General features: G+C 63.9%; 17 protein-coding genes, 1 tRNA gene and 1 rRNA gene (1 of these 19 running past the window's edge). 7 read left to right on the forward strand and 12 right to left on the reverse strand.

All coding sequences use genetic code 11. The features are described from left to right. Positions 1–4: 4 nt before the first annotated feature. From SALB1_RS14650 to adhP, 3 genes are read right to left on the reverse strand one after another with little or no spacing between them, the layout of a single operon-like run. Positions 5–1,576, reverse strand: coding sequence for a bifunctional aminoglycoside phosphotransferase/ATP-binding protein (locus SALB1_RS14650; protein WP_109994522.1), 1,572 nt, complete (start codon positions 1,574–1,576; stop codon positions 5–7). Next, on the reverse strand, positions 1,573–2,604 hold the full coding sequence (locus tag SALB1_RS14655; protein WP_109994523.1) for a zinc-dependent alcohol dehydrogenase family protein: 1,032 nt from the start codon (positions 2,602–2,604) through the stop codon (positions 1,573–1,575). The genes SALB1_RS14650 and SALB1_RS14655 overlap by 4 nt, the downstream gene beginning before the upstream one ends. 41 nt (positions 2,605–2,645) lie before the next feature. Beyond that, positions 2,646–3,671, reverse strand: a complete 1,026-nt coding sequence (gene adhP, locus SALB1_RS14660) for an alcohol dehydrogenase AdhP (RefSeq protein ID WP_109994524.1) — start codon at positions 3,669–3,671, stop codon at positions 2,646–2,648. Between the two features lie 54 nt (positions 3,672–3,725). Between adhP and SALB1_RS19605 the strand changes: the two genes are divergently transcribed. Beyond that, positions 3,726–3,860: a hypothetical protein gene (locus SALB1_RS19605; protein WP_255414417.1), complete on the forward strand. Its 135-nt coding sequence runs from the start codon at positions 3,726–3,728 to the stop codon at positions 3,858–3,860. Positions 3,861–3,958: 98 nt separating this feature from the next. On the opposite strand, the gene SALB1_RS14665 is transcribed toward SALB1_RS19605, so the two are convergent. Both SALB1_RS14665 and SALB1_RS14675 read right to left on the reverse strand, forming a co-directional pair. Beyond that, positions 3,959–4,630, reverse strand: a complete 672-nt coding sequence (locus SALB1_RS14665) for an isoprenylcysteine carboxylmethyltransferase family protein (RefSeq protein ID WP_109994525.1) — start codon at positions 4,628–4,630, stop codon at positions 3,959–3,961. A 388-nt stretch (positions 4,631–5,018) separates the two neighbouring features. Beyond that, entirely contained in the window at positions 5,019–6,119 is a 1,101-nt protein-coding gene (locus SALB1_RS14675) for a branched-chain amino acid aminotransferase (RefSeq protein WP_109994527.1), read from the reverse strand. A 307-nt stretch (positions 6,120–6,426) separates the two neighbouring features. Between SALB1_RS14675 and SALB1_RS14680 the strand changes: the two genes are divergently transcribed. From SALB1_RS14680 to thpD, 3 genes are all read left to right on the forward strand, one after another. Beyond that, the gene (locus tag SALB1_RS14680; protein ID WP_109994528.1) at positions 6,427–6,903 is read left to right on the forward strand and encodes an Hsp20/alpha crystallin family protein; all 477 of its coding nucleotides are present in this window, start codon (positions 6,427–6,429) and stop codon (positions 6,901–6,903) included. Positions 6,904–7,358: 455 nt separating this feature from the next. Beyond that, the gene (locus SALB1_RS14685) at positions 7,359–7,844 is read left to right on the forward strand and encodes an Hsp20/alpha crystallin family protein (RefSeq protein ID WP_109994529.1); all 486 of its coding nucleotides are present in this window, start codon (positions 7,359–7,361) and stop codon (positions 7,842–7,844) included. Positions 7,845–8,056: 212 nt separating this feature from the next. Continuing rightward, positions 8,057–8,980 carry an ectoine hydroxylase gene (gene thpD, locus SALB1_RS14690; RefSeq protein ID WP_109994530.1) on the forward strand — a complete coding sequence of 308 codons (924 nt, stop codon included), beginning with the start codon at positions 8,057–8,059 and terminating at the stop codon, positions 8,978–8,980. A 167-nt stretch (positions 8,981–9,147) separates the two neighbouring features. Here thpD and SALB1_RS14695 read toward each other — a convergent pair whose 3' ends face one another. From SALB1_RS14695 to SALB1_RS14710, 4 genes are read right to left on the reverse strand one after another with little or no spacing between them, the layout of a single operon-like run. Continuing rightward, on the reverse strand, positions 9,148–12,219 hold the full coding sequence (locus SALB1_RS14695) for an efflux RND transporter permease subunit (RefSeq protein WP_109994531.1): 3,072 nt from the start codon (positions 12,217–12,219) through the stop codon (positions 9,148–9,150). A gap of 17 nt (positions 12,220–12,236) precedes the next feature. After that, a complete protein-coding gene (locus SALB1_RS14700) occupies positions 12,237–15,368 on the reverse strand; it encodes a multidrug efflux RND transporter permease subunit (protein WP_109994532.1) in 3,132 nt (1,043 codons plus the stop codon). Beyond that, on the reverse strand, positions 15,368–16,630 hold the full coding sequence (locus tag SALB1_RS14705; RefSeq protein ID WP_109994533.1) for an efflux RND transporter periplasmic adaptor subunit: 1,263 nt from the start codon (positions 16,628–16,630) through the stop codon (positions 15,368–15,370). Before SALB1_RS14705 ends, SALB1_RS14700 begins: the two co-directional genes overlap by 1 nt. A 27-nt stretch (positions 16,631–16,657) precedes the next feature. After that, positions 16,658–18,133 carry an efflux transporter outer membrane subunit gene (locus SALB1_RS14710; protein ID WP_158590759.1) on the reverse strand — a complete coding sequence of 492 codons (1,476 nt, stop codon included), beginning with the start codon at positions 18,131–18,133 and terminating at the stop codon, positions 16,658–16,660. A gap of 434 nt (positions 18,134–18,567) precedes the next feature. On the opposite strand from SALB1_RS14710, the gene SALB1_RS14715 reads away from it, so the two are divergent. Further along, positions 18,568–18,978 carry an Hsp20/alpha crystallin family protein gene (locus tag SALB1_RS14715; RefSeq protein ID WP_109995470.1) on the forward strand — a complete coding sequence of 137 codons (411 nt, stop codon included), beginning with the start codon at positions 18,568–18,570 and terminating at the stop codon, positions 18,976–18,978. Positions 18,979–19,873: 895 nt separating this feature from the next. Here the strand turns inward: SALB1_RS14715 and SALB1_RS14720 are convergent. Continuing rightward, positions 19,874–19,950 (reverse strand) — tRNA-Arg (locus tag SALB1_RS14720). A 322-nt stretch (positions 19,951–20,272) separates the two neighbouring features. On the opposite strand from SALB1_RS14720, the gene SALB1_RS14725 reads away from it, so the two are divergent. Next, complete coding sequence (locus SALB1_RS14725; RefSeq protein ID WP_109994535.1) at positions 20,273–20,740, forward strand: DUF2501 domain-containing protein; 468 nt, start codon at positions 20,273–20,275, stop codon at positions 20,738–20,740. 193 nt (positions 20,741–20,933) lie between these two features. Here the strand turns inward: SALB1_RS14725 and SALB1_RS14730 are convergent, their stop codons facing one another. Together SALB1_RS14730 and SALB1_RS18830 are read right to left on the reverse strand one after the other, a co-directional pair. Next, on the reverse strand, positions 20,934–21,566 hold the full coding sequence (locus SALB1_RS14730; protein ID WP_109995471.1) for a metal-dependent hydrolase: 633 nt from the start codon (positions 21,564–21,566) through the stop codon (positions 20,934–20,936). A 252-nt stretch (positions 21,567–21,818) separates the two neighbouring features. Then, positions 21,819–22,028: a hypothetical protein gene (locus SALB1_RS18830; protein ID WP_145961282.1), complete on the reverse strand. Its 210-nt coding sequence runs from the start codon at positions 22,026–22,028 to the stop codon at positions 21,819–21,821. 257 nt (positions 22,029–22,285) lie between these two features. Between SALB1_RS18830 and SALB1_RS14735 the strand changes: the two genes are divergently transcribed. Next, positions 22,286–22,995 (forward strand): 16S ribosomal RNA (locus SALB1_RS14735); it runs 832 nt beyond the window's last position.

The raw sequence follows: 22,995 nt of genomic DNA on the forward strand, positions 1-22,995 counted from the left end.
TCGATCAAGCGCTGGCCCGGGCTTCGAGCGACTCGAATAGCGCGCTCAATTCGCTGAATGCGCCCGAGGTACACAGGGCGTCTTCGCGCTCGTGCCGCGCCAGCGGGCGATAGTTGGCGAGTTGATGGTCCAGAATGCGCGCATCGGCATCGGAGGCATCCGACGTGCCGCGGGCCTGTATACGGCGACGCGCGGTTTCCGGCGACACATCCATGTCGAGGATATGAAACGGGCAGCCCGCTTCGTGGGCGACATCGCGCGCGGCCTGTCGTTGATCGCGATCGAGAAAGGTGGCGTCGAGAATGACCGGCCATCCACCGCGCAGCGCCGCCTGTGCGAGTGCGAACAGGCGCTGGTAGGTGGCCGCCGAGGTCTGCGCGTCGTACAGGCCGTGGCCGGGCGCGTCGGCCGGGTGGGTGAGCGGGCAAATCCCGTGCATGCGCTTGCGCTCGATGTCCGAGCGAATGCGGATGTAGCCGAAATGCTCGGCCACGCGTTGCGCCGCCCAGCTCTTGCCGGAACCGGAGACGCCGTGGGTGATGACGAGCCGCGGCCGCTCCATCGACAGTGCATGCCCGGTGTCGAGATAGCGTGGCTGATCGTGATCGGGGCTGTCGCTGGTGAGTCGCGCTACCTTCGCGCGCACCAGCGCGCGATGTACGAGGTAGGGACGCAACACGGCCAGCCCGTCGTAATCGCCGGTGATCTCGAGATAGTGGTTGAGAAACCGATGCCTGGCTTCGGCCAGACCGTGGGCATGCAGATCCATGAGCGTGAACGCCATGTCGTCCATGACGTCGAGCCAGCGCAATGCGGGGTCGAACTCGACGCAGTCGAAGGCCTCCCAGCGCCCGGCCCGGAAGATCAGGTTGGCCAGATGCATGTCGCCATGGCATTCGCGCACGAAACCGTCGGCCCGGCGGTGCGCGAGTTCGGGCGCCGCGTCGGCGAAGGAGTCGCGCAGCCAGGTGTTCAATGACGCGAATGCGGGGTCGGCGGCCGGATCGAGCAGCGCGGCGAGCTCGTCGAGGTTGGCCCGCGCGGCGGCCATGATCGAGTCCGCGCTGCCGTAGCGGGTTTCGGGCGGGCCGGTCGGGGCGTTTTCGTGGTAGCGGGCAATGGTGGCGGCGAGACCGTCCACGGCTTCAGCGGTGATCCGTCCGGCTCGCGCACAGGCGTCGCCCTGGGCTTCCGGGGCGAATCGCGCCATCTGGACCGCATATTCGAGCACCGGCCCGTCACCGCGAAAGCCGGGCCCGTCGTCGCCGTCGCGTATCGCCACGCAGCCGAGATAGAGGTCGGGCGCGAACCGCCGATTCAGCCGAATTTCGGCCTCGCAGCAGGCGCGCCGCCGCGCCAGCGTGCTGTAGTCCACGAACGCCAGTTTCAGTGCCTTCTTGATCTTGTAGACATAGTCGCCGGCCAGCAGCAGTGTCGAAATATGGGTGTCTATGCGCACCACCGTATCCACGGGGTGCGCATAGCATGCCGGCGAGCAGAGGGCATCGATCACCTGCTGCTGTGTCGCGCGGGCGTCGAGGCCGTCATGGTGGTCGAGGCTATCGTCCGTGGTCATGATCGCGATTCCTCCGCGCGTGGATCCTGGGCGTCGTGGCCATTGGTGAGCAGGACGGCGGCGCCTTCGAGCCGCCCGTCTCGCAGCGCGTTCAAGGCCTCGTTCGCCTGCGTCAGGTCATAGGCCGTGGTCGTGGTCTGGATCGGGATCCGGCCCGCGAGTTCGAAGAATTCCTCGCCGTCGCGGCGTGTCAGGTTGGCGACCGAGCGCAGCGTGCGCTCCTCCCAGAGCAGGCGATAGGCGAAGCTCGGGATGTCGCTCATGTGGATGCCGGCGCAGACCACTACGCCGCCCTTGTTGGTCGCGGCGAGCGCGGCGGGTACGAGGGCGCCGACCGGGGCAAAGATCAGCGCGGCGTCGAGTTTTTCGGGCGGCTGTGTTTCCGAGTCGCCGGCCCAGACGGCACCGAGCCCGCGGGCAAAATCCTGGCCCGCGGCGTCGCCCGGGCGGGTAAAGGCATAGACGTTCTGACCATGAAACTGCGCCACCTGGATCGCGATATGGGCCGCCGCGCCGAAGCCGTAGAAGCCGATATTCCGGGCCTTGTCGGCCATACGCCAGGCCCGATAGCCGATCAGCCCGGCGCAGAGCAGCGGCGCAGCGGCCTGGTCGCTGAATACCGCCGGAATGGGGAAGCAGAAGCCGGCGTTGGCGACGACATAATCGGCGTACCCGCCATCGATCTGATAGCCGGTGAAGCGCGCGCGGTCGCAAAGATTCTCCCGCCCGCTCAAACAGAACGTACACTCGCCGCAGGTCCAGCCGAGCCAGGGCACGCCGACACGGGTGCCGATGCCGATGTCGGCCACGCCATCGCCAACAGCCGCGACCGTGCCGACGATTTCGTGTCCGGGCACGAGTGCGGCGGCGGGCTCGGGCAACTCGCCGTCGACGACATGCAGGTCGGTGCGGCAGACCCCGCAGGCATGCACCCGGATCAGCAACTCGCCGGCACCGGGTTCGGGCCGGGCGCGTGCGTGGTCGAGGCGGAGCGGCCGGCCGGGCGCATCGAGAACCATGGCGCGCATATCGCATCCTCCTGGCTGGGTTTCAGGATGGGAGCCCTGTGCTACATGCGAATGACCATACGCCCATCGACCGTGCCGGCGGCAAGGTCGGCGAACACATCGTTGATGCTTTCCAGTCGCGTTTCATGGATATGCGGGCGCACGTGGCCATCCGCCGCGAAGGACAGTGCCTCGGCCATGTCCTTGCGGGTGCCGACGATTGAGCCGCGAATCGTGAGACGCTTGAGCACGACGTCGAAAATCGGCGTGTTGAACTCGCCCGGCGGCAGACCGTTCAGGGCAATGGTGCCGCGCCGCCGGACCAGCGACAAGGCCTGGTTGAAGGCCGGCACCGACACCGCGGTCACCAGCACGCCATGCGCGCCGCCGCCGGTTTCATCGATGACCTGCTCGACGGCCGTGGCCTCGGTGGCATCGACCGCAACATCCGCGCCCAGATCGCGCGCCAGGGCGAGCTTGTCGGCGGTCACGTCGAGCGCGACCACGTGCAGCCCCATCGCCTTGGCGTACTGGATCGCGACATGGCCGAGCCCGCCAACGCCGGAGATGGCCACCCATTCGCCCGGTTTGGCCTCGGTTTCCTTCAGGCCCTTGTAGGTGGTGATGCCGGCGCAGAGAACGGGGGCGATGGAAAGAAAATCGACGTTGTCCGGCAGGCGCGCGACGTAGTCGGCGTGGCCGATGGCGTATTCGGCGAAGCTGCCGTTGACCGTGTAGCCGCTCATGTTCTGGGTTTCGCACAGCGTCTCCCAGCCGGTGATGCAGTGTTCACAGCGTCCGCAGGCGTCGTGCAGCCAGGCAATGCCAACGGCGTCGCCTTCCTTGAGATGCGTCACGCCCGGGCCCACGCGAGCGACGATGCCGGCGCCTTCATGGCCCGGCACGAACGGGGGCGTGGGCTTGACCGGCCAGTCGCCGTTGGCCGCGTGCAGATCGGTATGGCAGATGCCGCTGGCCATGATCTTGACCAGCACCTCGTTCGGGCCGGGTTCCGGAATCGGAATTTCGTCGAGCGTTAGCGGCTGGCCGAAGGTGCGCACCACAGCGGCGTTCATCATCTGCGTCATGTCGTCATCCTCTGGAGAGACAAAATCCGACATCGACGTTATCGCCGTCGCGCCATGGCGCTGTTGATCGAGATCAACGCCGATGCGCGGCGTCGCCCAGTACAGGAACGGGTGAACCGGTTCGTCATCGGCGGCGCGGCCAGCACACCGAACATGATCGCGAGACCGACCGCGGGGCGTTGCCCCTAACGGTCGCCGGGATCCGGCGGCGCCGAACCTACGGGGCAAGGGCCGCGCCCCTGTCGGCCGTTCGGCCAGGGCGGCTTTCGGCGCTGCGACTTCCGGCTTCAGCCGAGCCCGATGATGATCAGCGCCACGATTCCGGCCACCGGCCAGATCAGCTCGTGGTTCGCGCGCACGCAGGCCCAGGAGAAACGCTGGGTGTCGCCACTGCGCCAGGGCGTCAGCCGGGGGAAGAAATTCGGCACGTGGGCCGCGTGTTCATCCACGGCGGGCCCGAACAGCTCGCGTAGCTTGCCGTACTCGCGACGATACTTGCGCGGCATGTAGTGCCTGAAAAACACATACAGCCCCGCGATCCCGGCCATCCAGATGGCGAGCCCCTGATAGTCGTAGGGGTTGCCGGCCGCGATGAACAGGCCGGTCATGACGAGCGCCGAGCCCACGTACGCCGGATTGCGCGTGTGCGCATACGGCCCGGTCGTGATGACGTTCTGGTTCTTGCGCAGATGGCCGAAGGTCCAGATGCGCAACAGCAGCCCGAGACCCACGATCACGCTGCCCAACGCAAACGTTGGCGGCCAGGGCGCGGCGAACAGCAACAGCCCCACCGCGGCGACGTAGGCCAATAGTACCCGCGGCGTCAGCCGGCGCGCCCGCAGACGCGTGATGAGATCGGCGTTCTGCATCGAGTTCTCGTCGGGATAGATTCGATGCGTGCCCTTGCCGGCGCTGCGACGGGGCGACGGGCGTGACGTATCGCGCTTCGCATGGGTCATGACGGTCCTCCCGAGCGTGCTGGGTGCGCAATACTGGGGGGTAATGTGTGCGCGTTCCGTTTATTTTTCGTTTTATTTTCGTAATATTGAGCCGAAACGACTGTGGCGCCGGATACGAATTCCGGCCGACCGCCGTGGCAAGAAGCGCGATGTGGCGAGCGTGAACGGTGCGCTCGGCCGATCCCGGCTGCCATGGATCACGGCCATGGGATGACGCTCGGCTTCGACCTGCGGCGGTCTGTCGCCGCGTGATCGGATACGCTGCGTCGCCGCGCCTTGCGGGATACGCAACGAGGCCTCGACACCCATCGCGCGAACGACACCGTGCCGGCCCTCGCGCGGGATGATGAGATCGCCCCGGCGGTCGACGACCGGGGCGATGGCGCGATCAGGCCAGACGCGTGAGCCAGTCGTATTTGTCCTCGGTGCGGCCGTACTGCAGGTCAAGCAGGGCCTTGCGCAGCCGCTGGGCGACTTCGCCGTTGCCGCGCTCGGGGTCGCCGATGGTGTCTTGTTCGCTCATCAACGCGCCGATGGTCGTGATCACGGCGGCGGTGCCGCAGGCGAAGACCTCGCTGATCTCACCGCTGTTCACCCCCTCACGCCATTCGTCGATGCTGATGGCGCGCTCTTCGGGCTGCAGGCCGATTTCCCTGGCCAGCGTGAGCACCGAATCGCGCGTCACGCCCTCGAGAATGGTGCCGGTCAGGGCGGGCGTGACCAGACGGCCGTCGCGGTAGACGAAGAACAGGTTCATCCCGCCCAGTTCCTCGACCCACTTGTTTTCCGCGGCATCGAGAAACGCGACCTGCTCGCAGCCGTGGTCGATCGCTTCCTGCTGGGCGACCAGCGAGGCGGCGTAATTGCCGCCGCACTTGGCCGCGCCCGTGCCGCCGGGGGCGGCGCGATTGTAATGCGACGACAGCCAGATGGAGATCGGCTTGCCGGCGCCCTTGAAGTAGGACGCGGCAGGCGAGGCGATAACGTAGTAATCCACTTCCGCGGCCGGCTTCACGCCCAGAAAACGGCCGTTCGCGATCATGAACGGCCGGATATAGAGGCTGCATTCCTCGCGTTCGTCGCGCGGGGTGGGCACCCAGGCACTGTCTTGTTGGACAAGGACGCGGATCGATTCGACGAATGTTTGGTCGTCGAGTTCCGGCAGGGCCAGCCGGCGGGCGGACCGGCGAAAGCGTGCCGCGTTGCGCGTTGGGCGAAAGCTCCAGACGGATCCGTCAGCGTGACGATAGGCCTTCAGCCCTTCGAAGATCTCCTGCGCGTAATGCAGCACCGGCGAGGCCGGATCCATCGTCAACGGCCCGTAAGGCCGGAGTTCGGCACCGTGCCAGCCGCTGGCCCCGGTCCAACGGACGTGCGCCATGTGGTCGGTGAAATGCTGCCCGAATCCCGGGTTGTCCAGAATCTCGTCGCGTACATGGGTGACAACCGGCGTCGTCGTCGGGCGGATGCAAAACTCGGGCGTGGACACAGCGTTCGTCTCCGTGGCGTGAAACCGGCGGCCCCAAAGGCCAGCCGCGCATGATAAACGATGAATTCAGCGACAGTCTGCCGCGTATGAGCCGCGCGATCCATGCCAGCTAGGGCGGCTACCCGGGTCGCTGGCGAGCGCCGCAGTATGCCTCATCGGTAGTTGGAACCGATACGGCTGTATGACCTCTGTAGCGGTGCACCTCAGGCCAAAAAAACGATCAAGCAACTGTTGAAACGTTAACTGACATACCCAATCTCCGTTCTGGCGAAGGAGGCTTTCCTGAACAAGCAATAAGGAGGCAATCATGGCTATTCAACGTTATGAACCGTCGACTCTGCTGCAGCAGTTCAATGACGAAATCAACCGGATGTTCTATGGTCAGGCCGACGATGTACCGGCCGTTTCCGGCGGCAACTGGCGCCCGGCCATCGATATCCATGAAAACGAACAGTCGTACGTGATTGACGCCGAATTACCGGGCATCAATCCGAAGGATATTGAGATTACCCTGCGCAACGGCGTGCTGACCTTGAGCGGTGAACGCTCGTATCACTACGACAGCGCGCAGGACAATGAATCGAACGCTGAGTCGGCCTCCCGTCGCGAGCCGGCGCGCTTGGTCGAGCGTCGCTATGGCCGTTTTGTCCGGCGCTTCACGCTGCCCGATACGGCCGACGAAGACGCGATCGACGCACGCGCGGATAACGGCGTATTGAAGATCACGGTGCCCAAAAAAGCCCAGAGCCAGCCGCGTCGCATCGAAGTCGCCTCGGATCAGTAAGCACTGATCGACGACGGGCGGGGCCTCGCGCCCCGCTTTTTGGGCGCACGTTCATCGCGTTTCGCACGTGAGCAGCGCGAACAGGTCGTAGGCCGAGTTTGACCATGTCGTTGGCCGCCGACCCGGCTTGACTAGGGCCTGTCACCTGTCCGGGCCCGTCGTGATCGACAGCCGTTTCGGCTTGGCATGCGACCGTGAGATTGACGCGTAAAGGGTAAGACCAGGCAGCAATGCGGTTTCGGTACCCATATCGGTCTTCCTCGCGCGTGCTGCGCGCCGATTGCGTGTCATTCCGGATATGTCGATGCGAACACGCGCGATAACGTTCTGGGTGGGCAACACAACTCAGCTTCGGCGTGTAATCAGGAAAACAGTAAAACAAATGTTGAAATGAATAATGTCATTCTTATATAGGTAAACGAGAGACAAATACGGCAAACATCAGGAGGTGGAACATGGCACTGGAACGCTATGAACCGCGTAGTCTGCTGGCGCAGTTCAATGATGAGATGAACCGCGTGTTTGGCGATGCAACCGGCACACTGCCAATGGGGTCGCCCCTGTCCGGGGGTGCGTGGCGGCCGGCTGTGGATATTCATGAAAACGACGATGCTTACTTAATCGACGTGGAAGTGCCGGGAATCGATCCCAAGGACGTCGAAATCACTTTGAATAATGACGTGCTGACCTTGAGCGGTGAGCGGGTCGAGCGCTCCGACAATGCCGAGAAGTCGGTTCAACGCGAGGGCGAACGCGCCCCGGCGCGTCATGTCGAACGACGTTACGGGCGTTTCATGCGCCGGTTCACGCTGCCTGAGACAGCTGACGAGGACGCTGTTGAAGCCCGTGCCGAGCACGGTGTACTGCATATAACCGTGCCCAAGAAAGAGCAGAGCCGGCCGCGCCGCATCGAGGTAAAGGACGCGTCGGCGTCGAGCTGATAGCAGCCGGCTATACCCAACACGGGCTACGTCATAGATCACTAATCGTTATCGTCCGCGCCCCGTCGCGGGGGCGCGGACGATTCGTGCCAGGGCACCCCACGCCCGCGCCCGCTGGCGACGCCGGCTTGGGTCAAAGCCTGAGATCGGATACCGCCTCGGCTTGGCCGGGGCACTGGATTGGATGAATTGACTGGAGTTAACAATCAATCATGCAAGAAAAAGATGACTATGTGAGCCGTACCGAAACGTCCCGGCCGCGGCACCCGCGGCGCGATCCGGTGGTCCATCTGGATCCCGCCGAACGCTGGAACGGCCCGCTCGGCGAAGTGGCGTTGTCTGCCTTCGAGCGTGATGGTTTCCTGTGGTTTGAGGGGTTTTTCTCTCCCGACCGCGTTGCGCCGTTCTTCGACGAACTCGCGCAGATGAGCCGTGACGAGAAACTGCTCAATTCGGACGGCGTGATCCGCGACCCGAACAGCGGCGCTATTCGCTCGGTATTTGATATGCACCGCCTTTCACCGCGATTCGACGAGTTGACGCGCGATGCGCGTGTTCTGGGCATGGTGCAGCAGCTGCTCGGTGGTGATGTTTATATCCACCAGTCGCGGATCAACGACAAGTATGGTTTCCAGGGCGCCGGTTTCGACTGGCACTCCGATTTCGAAACCTGGCATGCCGAGGATGGCATGCCGCGTATGCGGGCGATCAGCGCGTCGATCATGCTGACCGATAACAATGAGTTCAATGGCCCGTTGATGCTCATTCCGGGGTCACATCACGAGTTCGTGCCATGCCAGGGCGTGACGCCCGACCAGAACTGGAAGAGCTCGCTCAAGATGCAGGACGTCGGCGTGCCGAGCCAGCAGGACCTCCAGGCGTTGGTTAATCGCGGCGGTATCACCGCGCCGAAAGGACCCGCCGGGTCGCTGTTGTTGTTCGAATGCAATACGTTGCATGCCTCGAATTCGAATATGTCGCCGTGGCCGCGTTCGAACCTGTTCTTCGTCTACAACAGTGTGCATAACCGGCTGGTCGAGCCGTTCGCCGCACCTCGGCCGCGTCCGGCGTTTCTCGCCGATCGCGACAATCCCGAGCCGCTTGAGTTGCACGATCCTTACGCCGAGATGCGCTGACCGGCGCCCTTGGGCATGTCACACAGAGGCCGGCCGCTGTGCCGGCTCTGTCATGGACGACCCTCGACAATCGTCGAGCCAGGCTGGGCGGCGCCGATCTTTTCCGGAGCACGACATTGGCTCGTGTGAAACTGAACGCGGTATGGGCGGGGGCCAGGCCTGGCGTTTTATACCGACCGCCGGCTTCGGCTGCGCCAGCGCATGCGATCCATGACCAGATAGATCGCCGGCGTTGTGTAAATCGTGAGCAGCTGCGAGACGATCAGGCCGCCGATGATCGTGATGCCCAGCGGCCGCCGCAGTTCCGAGCCGGGCCCGGACGCAATCAGTAGCGGTACGGCGCCCAGCACGGCCGCCAGGGTGGTCATCGTGATGGGCCGGAAACGCTCGCGGGCCGCTTCGAAGATGGCTTTTTCCGGTGTCCAGCCACGCTTGCGCTCGCCTTCGAGCGCGAAGTCGACCAGCATGATGCCGTTCTTCTTGACGATGCCGATCAACAGCACGATGCCGATCACTGGCATGAGCGAGAGTTCGGTGCCGGTCAGGTATAGCGCAAGCATGGCTCCCAGGCCGGCCGATGGCAGGGTCGAGAGGATGGTCAGCGGATGAATCAGGCTCTCGTAGAGAATACCCAGCACGAGATAGACCGAGATTAACGCGGCACCGATCAGCAGCAGCTCGTGGCCGGCGCTGGCCGGATTGCTGCTGCCGAGATCGACGTGGATGTCGGGCGGGGCGTGCAGTGCGCCCATCGCGGTCTGGATCGCGCTCCGGGCCACGCCCATGGTGGCCCCGGGCGCGAGGTTGTAGCTGAAAGTCACCGATGGGTACTGGCCATCGTGGTGTACCGATAACGGGGCCGTGCCGATACGCAATGTCGTGACCGCCGACAGCGGCACCTGGCTGCCGTCTTCGGCGGTCACGTAGATACGATGGACATCGGCCACTTCACGCTGCAGATCGGGCGTAATGCCGAGGACCACCTTGTATTGATTGCTCTCGGTATAGATGGTCGAGATCTGGCGCTGCGAAAAGGCGTCGTTGAGTGCGGAGTCGATGGCCGTGGCGCTGACATGCAGGCGCGCTGCGGCCGTGCGATCGATCTGCAGATTGACCTGCGGGCCGCCTTCGTCTCGGTCGGTCGACACGTCGGCCAACTGCGGGATCTGGCGCAGTCGGGCCAGCACCCGGGGCGTCCATGTCGATAGCAGGTTGAGATCCGGGCTCCAGAGGGTGAACTGATAATTGCCCTTGTCGCTGTGATGCACGCCCGTGGGCAGCGCCTGGATCGCACTGAGGAAGGTGCGGGCGTCCTTGACCTGGCCCAGCTTCGGCCGCAGGCGGGCGATGATCTGCTGCGCCGTGGCCGTGCGTTCATCTGTTGGTTTCAGGGCCACGAACAAGCGTGCCTGGTTGGCGCCGCCGCGGCCTGACGACCCAACACTGTCGCCGACATGCGCCACCGCCGGGTCCGAAAGCACGATATTGCGCACGCGTTTTTCGATCGCCACCATGCGGTCGAAGGAGGCATCCGGCGCGCCCTGGGTGATGCCGATCAGCAGATCGGCGTCGCCGGCCGGAATGAAGCTCTTGGGCAGATGCATGAACAATGTCCCCATCAGCACCAGGGCCAGCCCGGTGACCCCCATCATCAGCCAGCGCTGGTTGATGACATGCCGCAGGCTGGCGCTGTAGACGCCGTTGAGCCAGCTCAGAGCGGGTTCGAGCAGGCGATCGAGCCGGGTTTCGCTGAGCTTCGGTGCACGCCGGATGAAGCGGCTGCAGATCATCGGCGTGACGGTCAGCGAAACCAGCGCCGAGACCGCAATGGCGAACACCAGGGTCAGCGAGAATTCACGCAGCAGCCGCCCCGGGATGCCGCTCATCAGCACCAGCGGGCTGAAGGCCGCGATCAACGACAGGCTGATCGAGACCACGGTGAAACCGATCTGCTTGGCGCCGGCGAACGCCGCACGCAGCGGGCGCATGCCGGCTTCGAGATTGCGGTAGACGTTCTCGATCATCACGATCGCATCGTCCACCACGAAGCCGACCGAAATGGTCAGCGCCATCAGCGACAGATTGTCCAGCGAGAAGCCGCATAGCCACATCAGTACGGCCGTACCGGCCAGCGACAGCGGCACGGTGATGCCGGCGGCGATGGTCGGCACGCCGCGGCGCAGGAACAGCAGCACCACCAGCATGACCAGCGCGATGCTGGCCATGAGGGTGAACTGCAGATCGTCGACGCTGGCGTGGATGGTGGTGGTGCGGTCGGAGAAGGTGGCGATCTTCACCCCGCTCGGCACCCAGCGATCGAGCGTCGGCAGCATCGCCTTGATGCGGTCCACCGTGGCGACCACATTGGCGCCGCTGGATTGATGGATGATCAGCAGGACCGCGGGCTTGCCGTCGTAGGAGCCCGTCTGCAGGCGGTCGCGGGTGCCGGCCGATACGTGCGCCACATCGGATAATGGCACCAGCGTGCCGTCGGCCTTCTTGATCGGTATCGCGCGATAGTCGTCCACCGAGCGCAGGGCGCCGTTGGTGGCGATGCTCAAACGACGTCCCGGGCCGTCGAAACTGCCCAGCGGGCTGTCGACGTTGGCGTTGACGATCGCCTGGCGCACCACATCGAGGCCCACGCCCATATCGGCGAGCTTGCCGGGCTGCATGGCCACGCGCACGGCCGGCTGCTCGGCGCCGGTTACCGAGACATCGGATACGCCCTGTACCTGGGCAATGCGTTGGGCGATCACGGTGTCGGCGAAGTCGTAGAGATCGCTCGGCGGCATCGTCTTCGAGGTGAGTGCGAGGATGAGGATGGGAAAGGCCGAGGGATTGATCTTGCGCAGATGCGGTGTGCGCGACAGATTGCCCGGCAGATCAGCCTGGGCCGCGTTGATCGCCGACTGCACATCCTGCGCGGCACCGTCGACGCTGCGGCTCAGCGCGAACTGGATCATGATGTTGGTGGAACCGAGCGTGCTCGTGGAGCTCAGCGCGGTGACGCCGGGAATGGCGCCGAGCCGTCGTTCCAGCGGGGCGGCAACCGTGGCCGCCACGGTCTCGGGACTCGCGCCCGGCAGGCTGGCGGACACCGTGATGATCGGCAGATCCACCGATGGCAGGCTCGCCACCGGCAGGTAGAGATAGCTCACCGTACCGAGTAGCAGCAGGCCGAAGGCCAGCAGAAAAGTGCCGATCGGGTGCCGTATGGACGGAGCCGAAATATTCATCGCGCGGTCGGTGTCGGTCAGCGAGTCGGCGGCGCCAGGCCGCGACCGCGTTGCTCATGGTTGCCCAGATAACGCCCGACGCGCGAGCGCGCGAGCCGATCCTTGACGCCGTCCATGTACAGATAAATGACCGGTGTCGTATAGAGCGTCATCACCTGCGACAACAGCAGTCCGCCGATGATGGTCACGCCCAGTGGCACCCGCAGTTCCGAGCCCACGTTGTGCGCCAGCGCCAGGGGCAGGGCGCCGAGCAGGGCGGCCAGCGTGGTCATCATGATCGGCCGGAAGCGGCGCAGGGCGGCCTCGAATATCGCCGCTTCCGGCGCCAGCCCGCGTTCGCGTTCGGCATCGAGCGCGAAGTCGATCATCATGATCGCGTTCTTCTTGACGATGCCCATCAACAGGATGATGCCGATCAGCGCCACCACGGACAGGTCGTAACCGAGCAGGGACAGCGCCAGCAGGGCGCCGACGCCGGCCGAGGGCAGGGTGGTGAGGATCGTGAACGGATGGATGAAGCTCTCGTAGAGCACGCCGAGCACGATGTAGATGACGATGATCGCCGCGAGAATCAGCCAGGGTTCGACCGCCAGCGACTTTGCGAACTCGGCGGCGCTGCCAACGAACGTCCCCTGGATCGCGGCCGGCATACCGATCGATTGCTCGGTGTCCTGGATGGCGTTGATCGCTTCGCCGAGCGAGGTGCCCGGCGCCAGATCGAAGTTCAGTGTCGCCGCCGGAAACTGTTCCTCATGCTGGATGGCCAGCGGTGCGGTGACCAGATGCGTTTTGGCCACGGCGCGCAGCGGGACCTGGGTGCCGTTGCTGGTGGGCACGTACAGATCCGACAGCACCGAGGGGTCGGACCGGTAACGCGGCGCCGCCTCGAGAACCACGCGATACTGGTTGGCCTGGCCGAAGATGGTCGAGATCTGACGCTGGCCGAAGGCGTCGTAGAGCGTGTCGTTGATCGACTGCATGGTCACGCCCAGCCGTCCGGCCGCATTGCGGTCCACATCGATCTGCACGCGCTCACCGACGTTGTCGATGTCCGACGAGACATGGCGGACCCGCGCCACGCGCTGCAGCGCCGTGGTGAGACGGTGCGACCACTCGGTCAAGCGGCCGGCGTCGCTGTCGGTCAGCACATACTGGTATTGCGTCGGCCCGCTCGTGGTGGCGATCTGAATGCTCTGTACCGCCTTGAACACCACATTGACGCCCGGGATGTTCGCCACGCGCCGGTTGAGGTCGTCGATCGTGGTGTCGATAGCATCACCGCGATCCGCCTGCGGCTTGAGCACGATCGACATACTGCCGGTGTTGGGCGTGGCGTTGCTCGAACTCACGCCGACCGTCGAGGTCACCGCGGCGACATCGGGGTCGCGCCGCACCGCGGCATCGACCTGGGCCTGGACCTTTTGCATGGCATCGAACGATACCGACGGGTCGGCACGGGTCTGAGCGGTCAGCAGGCCGGTGTCCTCCTGCGGCAGGAAGCCCTTCGGCACGAGAATGTAGAGCAGTATCGTCAGCGCCAGCGTGGCGATGGTCACCCATAGCGTCGCCGCCCGGTGCGCCAGCACCCAGCGCAGGCTGCGCTGGTAGCCATCGGTCAGGCGGGTCACGGCGCGGTCGGCCGCGCGCGCCAGGCGGCCGGGCTCGCGTGTTTTCGTCGACAGCAGCCGGGCGCACATCATCGGCGTCAGCGTCAGCGACACGACGGCCGAGACCAGGACCGATACTGACAACGTCAGCGCGAACTCGCGGAACAGGCGTCCGACGATCCCGGGCATCAGCAACAGCGGGATGAACACGGCGATCAGCGACAACGTCAGCGAGATCACGGTAAAGGCGATTTCGCTCGAGCCCTTGTAGGCGGCCTGCATCGGCGACTCGCCCGCCTCCAGATGACGCACGATGTTTTCGATCATCACGATGGCGTCATCGACCACGAAGCCGGTGGCGATGGTCAGTGCCATCAATGAGAGATTGTCGAGCGAAAAGCCCGCGAACCACATCACCCCGAAGGTGGCGATCAGCGACAGGGGCAGGGCGACGCCGGCGATGAGCGTGGCGCTCACGCTGCGCAGAAACAGCAGCACCACCATCACCACGAGGGCCACGGACAGCAGCAGGGTGAACTGGACGTCGTGCACCGAGGCACGGATCGTGCCCGTGCGGTCGGACACGATCTGCATGCTCACGCCGCTGGGCACGGCTGAGCGCAGCGCCGGCAGCCGCGACTTGAGCGCATCGACGGTCTGGACGACGTTGGCGCCCGGCTGACGCTGTACATCGAGCACCACCGCCGGCGTGCCGTTGAAGCTGGCCGCGACCTTGTTGTTCTCGACGCCCGAGACGACCGTCGCGACGTTGTCCAGGCGCACCGGCGCGCCGTTCTTGTAGGCGACGATGACGTTGCGATAGGCCGCGGCATCGGCGAGCTGATCGTTGGCGCCGATGGTGTACGCCTTGACCGCGCCCGAGAGCGAGCCCTTGGGCTGGTTGGTGTTGGCCGCGGAGATCGCGCTGCGCAGGGTCTCCAGCCCGAGCCCGTAGGAGGCCAGTTGCGGCAGATTGGCCTGGATGCGCACCGCCGGGCGGATGCCGCCCTCGACAGTGACGTGGCCGACCCCGCTGACCTCGCTCAGCCGCTGGGCGAGCAGTGTATCGGCGACATCACTGAGGCGTTCGATCGGCAGGTTCCTGGAGGTCAGCGCGATCGTCAGGATCGGGGTGTCGGCCGGATTGACCTTCGAGTAGCTCGGCGGATAGGGCAGGTTGTTCGGCAGATTGCCGTCGGCCTCATTGATGGCATCCTGCACGTCCTGCGACGCAGCATCGATGTCGCGCCCGAGCACGAATTGCAGCGTGATCTCGCTGCGCCCCATGGAACTGGTCGACGTCATGTTGGCCAGGCCCTGAATCTGGCCGAGCTGGTGCTCCAGCGGCGCCGTGAGCAGACGCGAGACGGTATCGGCGCTGGCGCCTGGCAGGCGCGTGGTCACCTGAATGGTCGGGAAATCGACCTGCGGCAGCGACGAGATCGGCAGAAAACGATAGCCGAGAATGCCCGACAGCAGCACCGCCAGCGCCAGCAGCGACGTCGCAATCGGCCGGCTGATGAACGCGTCGGAGACGCGCATCAGGGCTTCGCCTTGCCTTTATGCCGGCTGGGCGCGGCATCGTCGTGCTCGCTATTGTCGTCAGCGCGACCGGATTCCGCCTTGTGGCCGCGCTCCTGCGCGGCTTGGGCCGAAGGCGAATGGGATTGCGCGGCGCCAGCGTCGACCTTGATCTTGGCCCCGTCGGAAAGCTGGCCGAAGCCGGCGGTAATCACGGCCTCGCCGGGTTGCACGCCCTGGGCGATCACGGCCCGGGTTTCGTTCTGCTGGGTGACGGTCACCGAATGCATCTCGGCCTTGTCGTTCTTGCCGACTTCATAAACGAAGGCGCCGTTCGGGCCTTGCTGTACGGCGGCGACCGGAACCACGGTCGCATTGTCCAGCGTGCCCACCTGCAGGCGGACATTGACGAATTGTCCGGGCCAGAGTTGCTGGTTCGCGTTGGGCAATACGGCCTTGAGCTTGATCGTGCCGGTGGTGGTGTCGACCTGGTTGTTGATCACTTCCAGGTGCCCGGTATCCAGCACCTTGTCGCCGTCGGCGCCGAGTACCCGCACAGTCAGCGGCCCGTTGTCGGCGGCCGCCCGGACCTTGACTACGTCGTCCGAGGGCAGGGTGAACACCGCAGCTATCGGCTGCAGCTGGGTAATGACGACGATATCGGTGCTGCTGGCGGACACGATATTGCCTTGATCGACCATGCGGATCCCGGTGCGCCCGGTGATAGGGGCCACCACCGAGGTATAGCCGAGCGTGGCCCGCGCGCTGTCGACCGCGGCCTGGTCCGATTGCACCTGGGCGACGTCCTGGCGCACCGTGGCGCGCGCCTGGTCGGCCTGCTGTTTCGACACGTAATTGGTTTTCGCCAGCTTGGCGTAGCGTTTGAGATCCAGCCGCGCGTTGGCCAGCGCGGCCCGATCCATGGCGAGTTTCGCCTTGGCTTGTTCGAGATCCGCCTTGTAGGTCGTCGGATCGATCTTGGCGACCACGTCGCCCTTGTCGACTTCCTGACCTTCCTTGAAATTCAGACTCAAGAGCTTGCCCCCGACCTGTGGTTGCACGGTAACCGTCTGATACGCCTGAATCGTGCCCACGCCGTTGAGGATCACCGGCACGTTTTGCGTGACGGCCTTGGCCGTCAGCACAGGCACGGCGCCCGCGCCACCGCCGAACCGCCCGTGCCCGCGCGCCGATTTGCCGTGATACGCCGACAGGGCGAACCAGATCAGTCCGGCCAACGCGGCCAGCATGAGCAGGCCGACGAACACACGTTTTCTAGTCATCGTCTTTCCTTGCAGGCGGCACGTCGCTCAGAGCCGCGGCATTTCCGCATAGCTTTTCGATTGCTTGGCGGTTTTTTGATCCCAGCCGCCGCCGAGCGCCTGATACAGACTGACGGTGGCGTTGAGCCGGGCCTGACGGGTCTGGGCCAGCGCGTCGCGTGCGTTGAACAGCGTCTTTTCGGTATTGAGCACCGTGGTGACGTCGGTGATGCCTTGCTTCAGCCGCGCGCGTGAAATATCCAGCGCGCGCTTGGCCAGCTTGACCGCCTGTTGCTGGCGTTTTTCCTGTTCGGTGGTCTGGCGAATGTCGGTCAAGGCGTTGTCCACATCCTCGAAGGCGCTGAGCACATCGCTTTGGTAATTGGCCAGCAATTCGTCATAGCGGCCGCGGCTGACGGCGAGCTGTCCGCGCAGTTGACCGCCCTGGAAGATCGGCTGGGTAATGTTGCCCGCCAGCGAATAGAATTCGTTGAGCGGGTTGAATAGCCCGTTCAGGGTCGCGTTTTGCCAACCGCCCTGGGCGCTCAGATCGAATGTCGGGAACAGGGCGGCCTTGGACGACGACACATCCGAGCGTGCGGCGGCGAGCTGGGCGCGTGCATGGGCGATATCCGGCCGGCGCGTCAGCAGGGTGGAGGGCAGCCCGGCGTCGATCGAGGGCACGTTGATTTTCGACGGCGTCGTGATGGCCAGATCGAGCTGCGCCGGCGCTTCGCCGAGCAGAACCGCCAGCGCGTTGATGTTCTGCTGCAGCTGCTGCCGGATCGGCGGAATCGCGGCCCGCTGGTTGGCGACCTGCGTCTGTTGCTGGGCCACGTCGAGCGCCGTGCCGATACCGACCTGGAGCTGTGCCTGCAAAGCCTTGAGCAGATCGCGCGCCACGCCGAGGTTGTGCTGCGCGATGCGTAGCCGATCCTTGAGCGTGACGATGGTGAAGTAAGTGGTGGCAACGCTCGATTCGACACTCAGCGCCACCGTCGCCTTGTCATAGCGGCTGGCCAGCGCGGACTGGCGCGCCGAGTTCAGAGCACTGCGGTTCTTGCCCCAGAAGTCGAGCTCGTAACTGGCACTCAGGGCGGCCTGATAGTTGGTGCGTGTCGTCGATCCGGACGACAACACGCTGGTCGTACCGCCGTTGCCGTTGGGTAACGCATACGAACTGCTTTGCGAGCCCGCGCCCTGATAGCTGCGTGTGACCGAGCCCTTCGCGTTCAGGGTCGGGAACAGCGGCGCGCCGGAGACACGGATCTGTGCATCCGCCTGGGCGACCCGGGCAGCGGCCGCAGCGATGTTGTAATTCGCGGAGCGCGCCCGCGACATGAGCCGGTTCAGTTCCGGCGAGCCGAAATTCCGCCACCAGTTTGGCGACGGCCACACCGGGCCCTTGCCCGCGGCTCCGCCGTTATTCGAGCCGCGATATTGTGCCGGGGCGATCGATTTCGGCGCCGGCACGTTCGGCGGCAGAACGCAGCCGGCCAGCGCCAGCAGCATGACCCCGGTCATGGGGCGGCGCGTATGCCTGTGCCAGGCACGCAGGAGGGCAGCGACCGCCTCGCAATGACGCCGGTCTGATAAAGCGAAAGTCATGGGGGGATATTACAGCGCCCGACATGGCGCGCCGTTGTCAGCGGGCCGCGAGTTTGTCGCAGAGTATGTCGAATACCCTGGCTGACATAAAACGATACAAAGGGGGCGATGAAATAGCCGCGGCCGTTGGATAGGGGCGAAAGAGCCCGCTGAGGGGGCCCACCCGGCGTCTGGCCAAGGCCCCGCCCGCGGGCCTGTTTGCTCTGGATACCGCGTTTGGCGCCCCAGCGCCTGGGTGCGCGCTTTGAATGCGCGCGAGGGTTGACCGAGATCAAGCGGCCCGCGGGCTACCTGGCGCATGGTCGGGATTCAGGAGTGAGGTCGCTTGATCGAAGTTACAGGAGATGACCATGGACCTGATGACGTGGAACCCGTTGCGCGAAATTGACGACATGTTCAGGCGCGGCGATGCGCGAGCGCTTGACCGGAACGACTGGATGCCGGCCGTCGATATTCGAGAGAAGAAAAAGGAATATGTGATTCGCGCCGAACTGCCAGGGGTTAATCGAGATGATATTCACCTGACGGTGGACAAGGGCATTATGAAACTGTCCGGCGAAAGACGTTGGGAGCATGAGGAGAAGGACGAAAAGCAGCATCGACGCGAAAGCTTCTATGGCCAGTTCGCTCGCAGTTTCAGTCTTCCCGGGAACGCGGATGCACAAAACATCCAGGCAAAGTACCGCGACGGCCTGGTTGAGATTCGGCTTCCGAAGACCGCTGAAAGCGCTGTCGAAAAAACAGAGGTCGTAATCGAGTAATCGCGCCCGCAGATTGCGGCTTGGCGGCACGTTGTCGCAGTTCAGTTGTGGCTTGTTGCTATTTCAGGCGAGATCGTGCCGCCGTCCTTTTCCCACTGGACGAGGCGCCGCGAGCGCGGCGTCATGAGTCTCCACGAACGTGCGGCTGCGCCGGATTGCGGCATGTCGCCGTTGTCCGGCGCCGGGCAGGATGACTCGGCGCTAACGCGCCTCGCCCTTCGGGCCGGTGGCGCTACGCGCCCCCGTTCGGCCTCGCGCTGCGAGGCCGTCGAACCTGGCTTGTTATTTGTCGCAGGTTCGAATGGGCTTCGTTTGAGCATAAAAAACCCGCACATCTGGCGGGTTTTCTATGTCTGGTGCGCCCGGCAGGATTGTTCGCGGCTGCGCCGCTCACCCTTCGGGCCCGTGTCGCTACGCGACCCGGTTCGAGCGCGCTGGCGCGCGCTCGTCGTACCTGACTTGTTATCTGTCGCAGGTTCGAATGGGCTTCGTTCTGGCCATGAAAAAACGCGTGCTCGCGGGTTCTTAATTATTTGGTGCGCCCGGCAGGATTACTCGGCGCTAACGCGCCTCGCCCTTCGGGCCGGTGGCGCTGCGCGCCCCCGTTCGGCCTCGCGCTGCGAGGCCGTCGAACCTGGCTTGTTATTTGTCGCAGGTTCGAATGGTCTTCGTTTGAGCATAAAAAAAACCGCACATCTGGCGGGTTTTCTATGTCTGGTGCGCCCGGCAGGATTATTCGCGGCTGCGCCGCTCACCCTTCGGGCCCGTGTCGCTACGCGACCCGGTTCGAGCGCGCTGGCGCGCGCTCGTCGTACCTGACTTGTTATCTGTCGCAGGTTCGAATGGGCTTCGTTCTGGCCATAAAAAAACGCGTGCTCGCGGGTTCTTAATTATTTGGTGCGCCCGGCAGGATTCGAACCTGCGACACCCGGCTTCGAAGGCCGGTGCTCTATCCAGCTGAGCTACGGGCGCTTGCCTTCTATTGTAAAAGACCCGGACATGATCTTCATACTCGTGCCTCGTAACCCCACGACGCGAAGGGCTGGCGATAAGGCGGCGGCTGATTCCGTCGCGGCGCGCGCGCCGAGCTATCTGGCTCCTCATGTGCTTTCATGGGACAACGGGTGCGCCAGCGTGTCTGTTTGCCCTTGGCCGTTATGCGACGAATGTCTCGGCGGGGCGCCGGCTTGTTAGATCCAGTCGGCCCCGGGATGCGTACGGTCGGATGTGGGCCATCGCATTTCGTCACGGCGTTCGATCGGCATCGCCACACCGTTTTTCTGAGGAGTAGTCCATGAATCGTCGATATCTCGCGATCGTGCTGGTTGCCGGCACGCTTGCTTTGCCGTCGCTGGCCTGTGCCAATGCATTCGATAATATCAAGCAGAGTGCATCGGGAATGATGAATTCCGCGAATGCCACGCAGAGCGGGAATATTGCCGGTTCGGCGACACTGTTGCGCGAGCTTGGCACCGGCTCGTTCAATCTGGCCAGTATGCAGAACGTGGCCGGGGTGCTGGGTTATTGCCAGAAGCACGGCTATACGCAGAGCGCGACGGAGCAGGTCAAGAATCGGCTGCTAAGCAAGCTGGGGGGCCAGAGCAAGGCTGCACAGAGCCCAGAGTATCAACAGGGTTTATCCGGCCTGCTTCAGGGCGGGCAGGGCAATCAATTCAACGTGGCCAACCTGAAGGATCGGATCGGCACCCGCGTGTGCGGTGCGGTGGCCAAACAGGCCCTTTCATCGTTCCTGGGCAAGTAAGCACACGGCCGTTCGGCAGAGGCAGATGTCGCAGTAACCATCAGCGCGACGAACAGCCCCGAACGGCCCGCGGCCGAGCCGCCCTGCATGACGCGAGCGTCAGCCAGGACAGTAATGAAACCTGTCACGCCGGCGGTCTTCCCGGCTGGCGTCCGGCCGTGGCCGGCGGGCGCCCGCAGGGTGCGACGCGCGGTCAGAAGGGCCAGTGAGGGGCCCAGGCCATGACCAGCAGGGTCGCGCCCGCCATCAAGGCTGTCGCATAGGGACGTCGATAGTCGAACAGCTTGAGCGCCGTGCCGAACGAGCGCTTGAGGCGCGCCCCTTCCAGGTCGATGCTGAAGCACTCATCCAGCAGTAGATGAATCAGCATGCCCGCGGCCACCGCCATGCCGTGGCTCCACGCCAGTCGCGCAGGCTGCCCGAAGCAGCGATAACTCACGGTTGTGGTGGAGAACAGGACCGCGGTGACTGCCAGCAGTGAATGCCAACTGGCTCGATGGCGCGTCAGCGCCCTGAACACGACCGCGACCACATCGCGAATTCCGACATACAGCGCCAGGGCGAGACAGGTCGCCCCCAGAATCGAAAGGCAAGGTCGCGCGAGCGCCAGCGCCGACAGGGCCGCGGTAATCGCCAGGACGGTGAAGATCAGCCGGGTCGACCGGGACTTGTCGGCATCGATGTCCGGCATGATGCCGCCCAGGGCCACAAGAAGCACGATCGCCGGGGCCTGGGTCAACGGCCATAGTTGTGCTGACAAGCCTGAGGCCGCGATGGCCGCACCCGCTGACGCCGCGACACCGATATGGGTAGTGAAATTAGCCACGGGATGACGGTCATGTACAAACATCCAGTTTATTGCGATAAAAGTGCTGACGCAATAAGTGCTTAGCGCGGGTCGGGCCGCTCGGGTCGCCGTGTTTCCTGCCTTCGCCGCGTCGTCATGCCCGGGTGGTAACCGGCCGTGTCGGCGCGCGCCGGAACACGCGCCGATCGATCGCCGGCGCCGTGCGGGACCGCCACGCCAGCGTTTGTGACAGTGTCGTGAAAAAACTTGTTGACACTTATCGACGAAGGTCTAGAATGCGCCCTCTCGCAACGCAGCAAGCCTTTTGGACGGTGCCACGGCGCCGGGGTTGAACGCGAAGCGGGCCAGTTTTCCGGGACGTCTTTTAGAAGGTGGATCGGCAGGCTGGGGCAGCGAATCGAAGAAAAAAGCATTTGCTTGATTCGGTTGATTTGTTGCAGACTGGAAGGCCGCCTTGGGGCGGTGCTGAAAGTCGGTCAACGACGATTTCGAATGATTCGAAAAAGGAGTTGACAGGGTGTTGGAACGGCGTAGAATACGCGCTCTTGCAACGCTTCAGGCACCGATTAAGCGAATCGCTTGATCGGAGCAGATGGCAGATCTTTAACAACTTGTAAGTGACTTGTGTGGGTGCTCCTGTGGGGTGGCGTTAAGCCAAGCCCTATAGAGCATCCAAAGCATAAAGCTTGGGATGACTCGCACGATTGGATCAATCGTGCACCAGTTGAGAAGTAATTAAACTGGAGAGTTTGATCCTGGCTCAGATTGAACGCTGGCGGCAGGCCTAACACATGCAAGTCGAGCGGTAGCAGGAGGTGCTTGCACCTTGCTGACGAGCGGCGGACGGGTGAGTAAAGCGTAGATATCTGCCTTTTAGTGGAGGACAACCTGGGGAAACTCAGGCTAATACTGCATAATCTCTACGGAGCAAAGCGGGGCTCTTCTACCCTCGCGCTAAAAGATGAGTCTACGTCTGATTAGCTAGTTGGTGGGGTAACGGCCTACCAAGGCGACGATCAGTAGCTGGTCTGAGAGGATGATCAGCCACACCGGGACTGAGACACGGCCCGGACTCCTACGGGAGGCAGCAGTGGGGAATATTGGACAATGGGCGCAAGCCTGATCCAGCCATGCCGCGTGTGTGAAGAAGGCCCTAGGGTTGTAAAGCACTTTAAGCAGGAAAGAAAAGCGCCGGTTTAATACACCGAGCGTATTGACGGTACCTGCAGAATAAGCACCGGCTAACTCCGTGCCAGCAGCCGCGGTAATACGGAGGGTGCGAGCGTTAATCGGAATTACTGGGCGTAAAGCGAGTGCAGGCGGTCGCGTGTGTCGGGTGTGAAAGCCCAGGGCTCAACCTTGGAATTGCACTCGAAACTGCGTGACTAGAATATGGTAGAGGAAGACGGAATTCCACGTGTAGCGGTGAAATGCGTAGATATGTGGA

The sequence above is a fragment of the Salinisphaera sp. LB1 genome (genome assembly GCF_003177035.1).
Taxonomy (GTDB): domain Bacteria; phylum Pseudomonadota; class Gammaproteobacteria; order Nevskiales; family Salinisphaeraceae; genus Salinisphaera.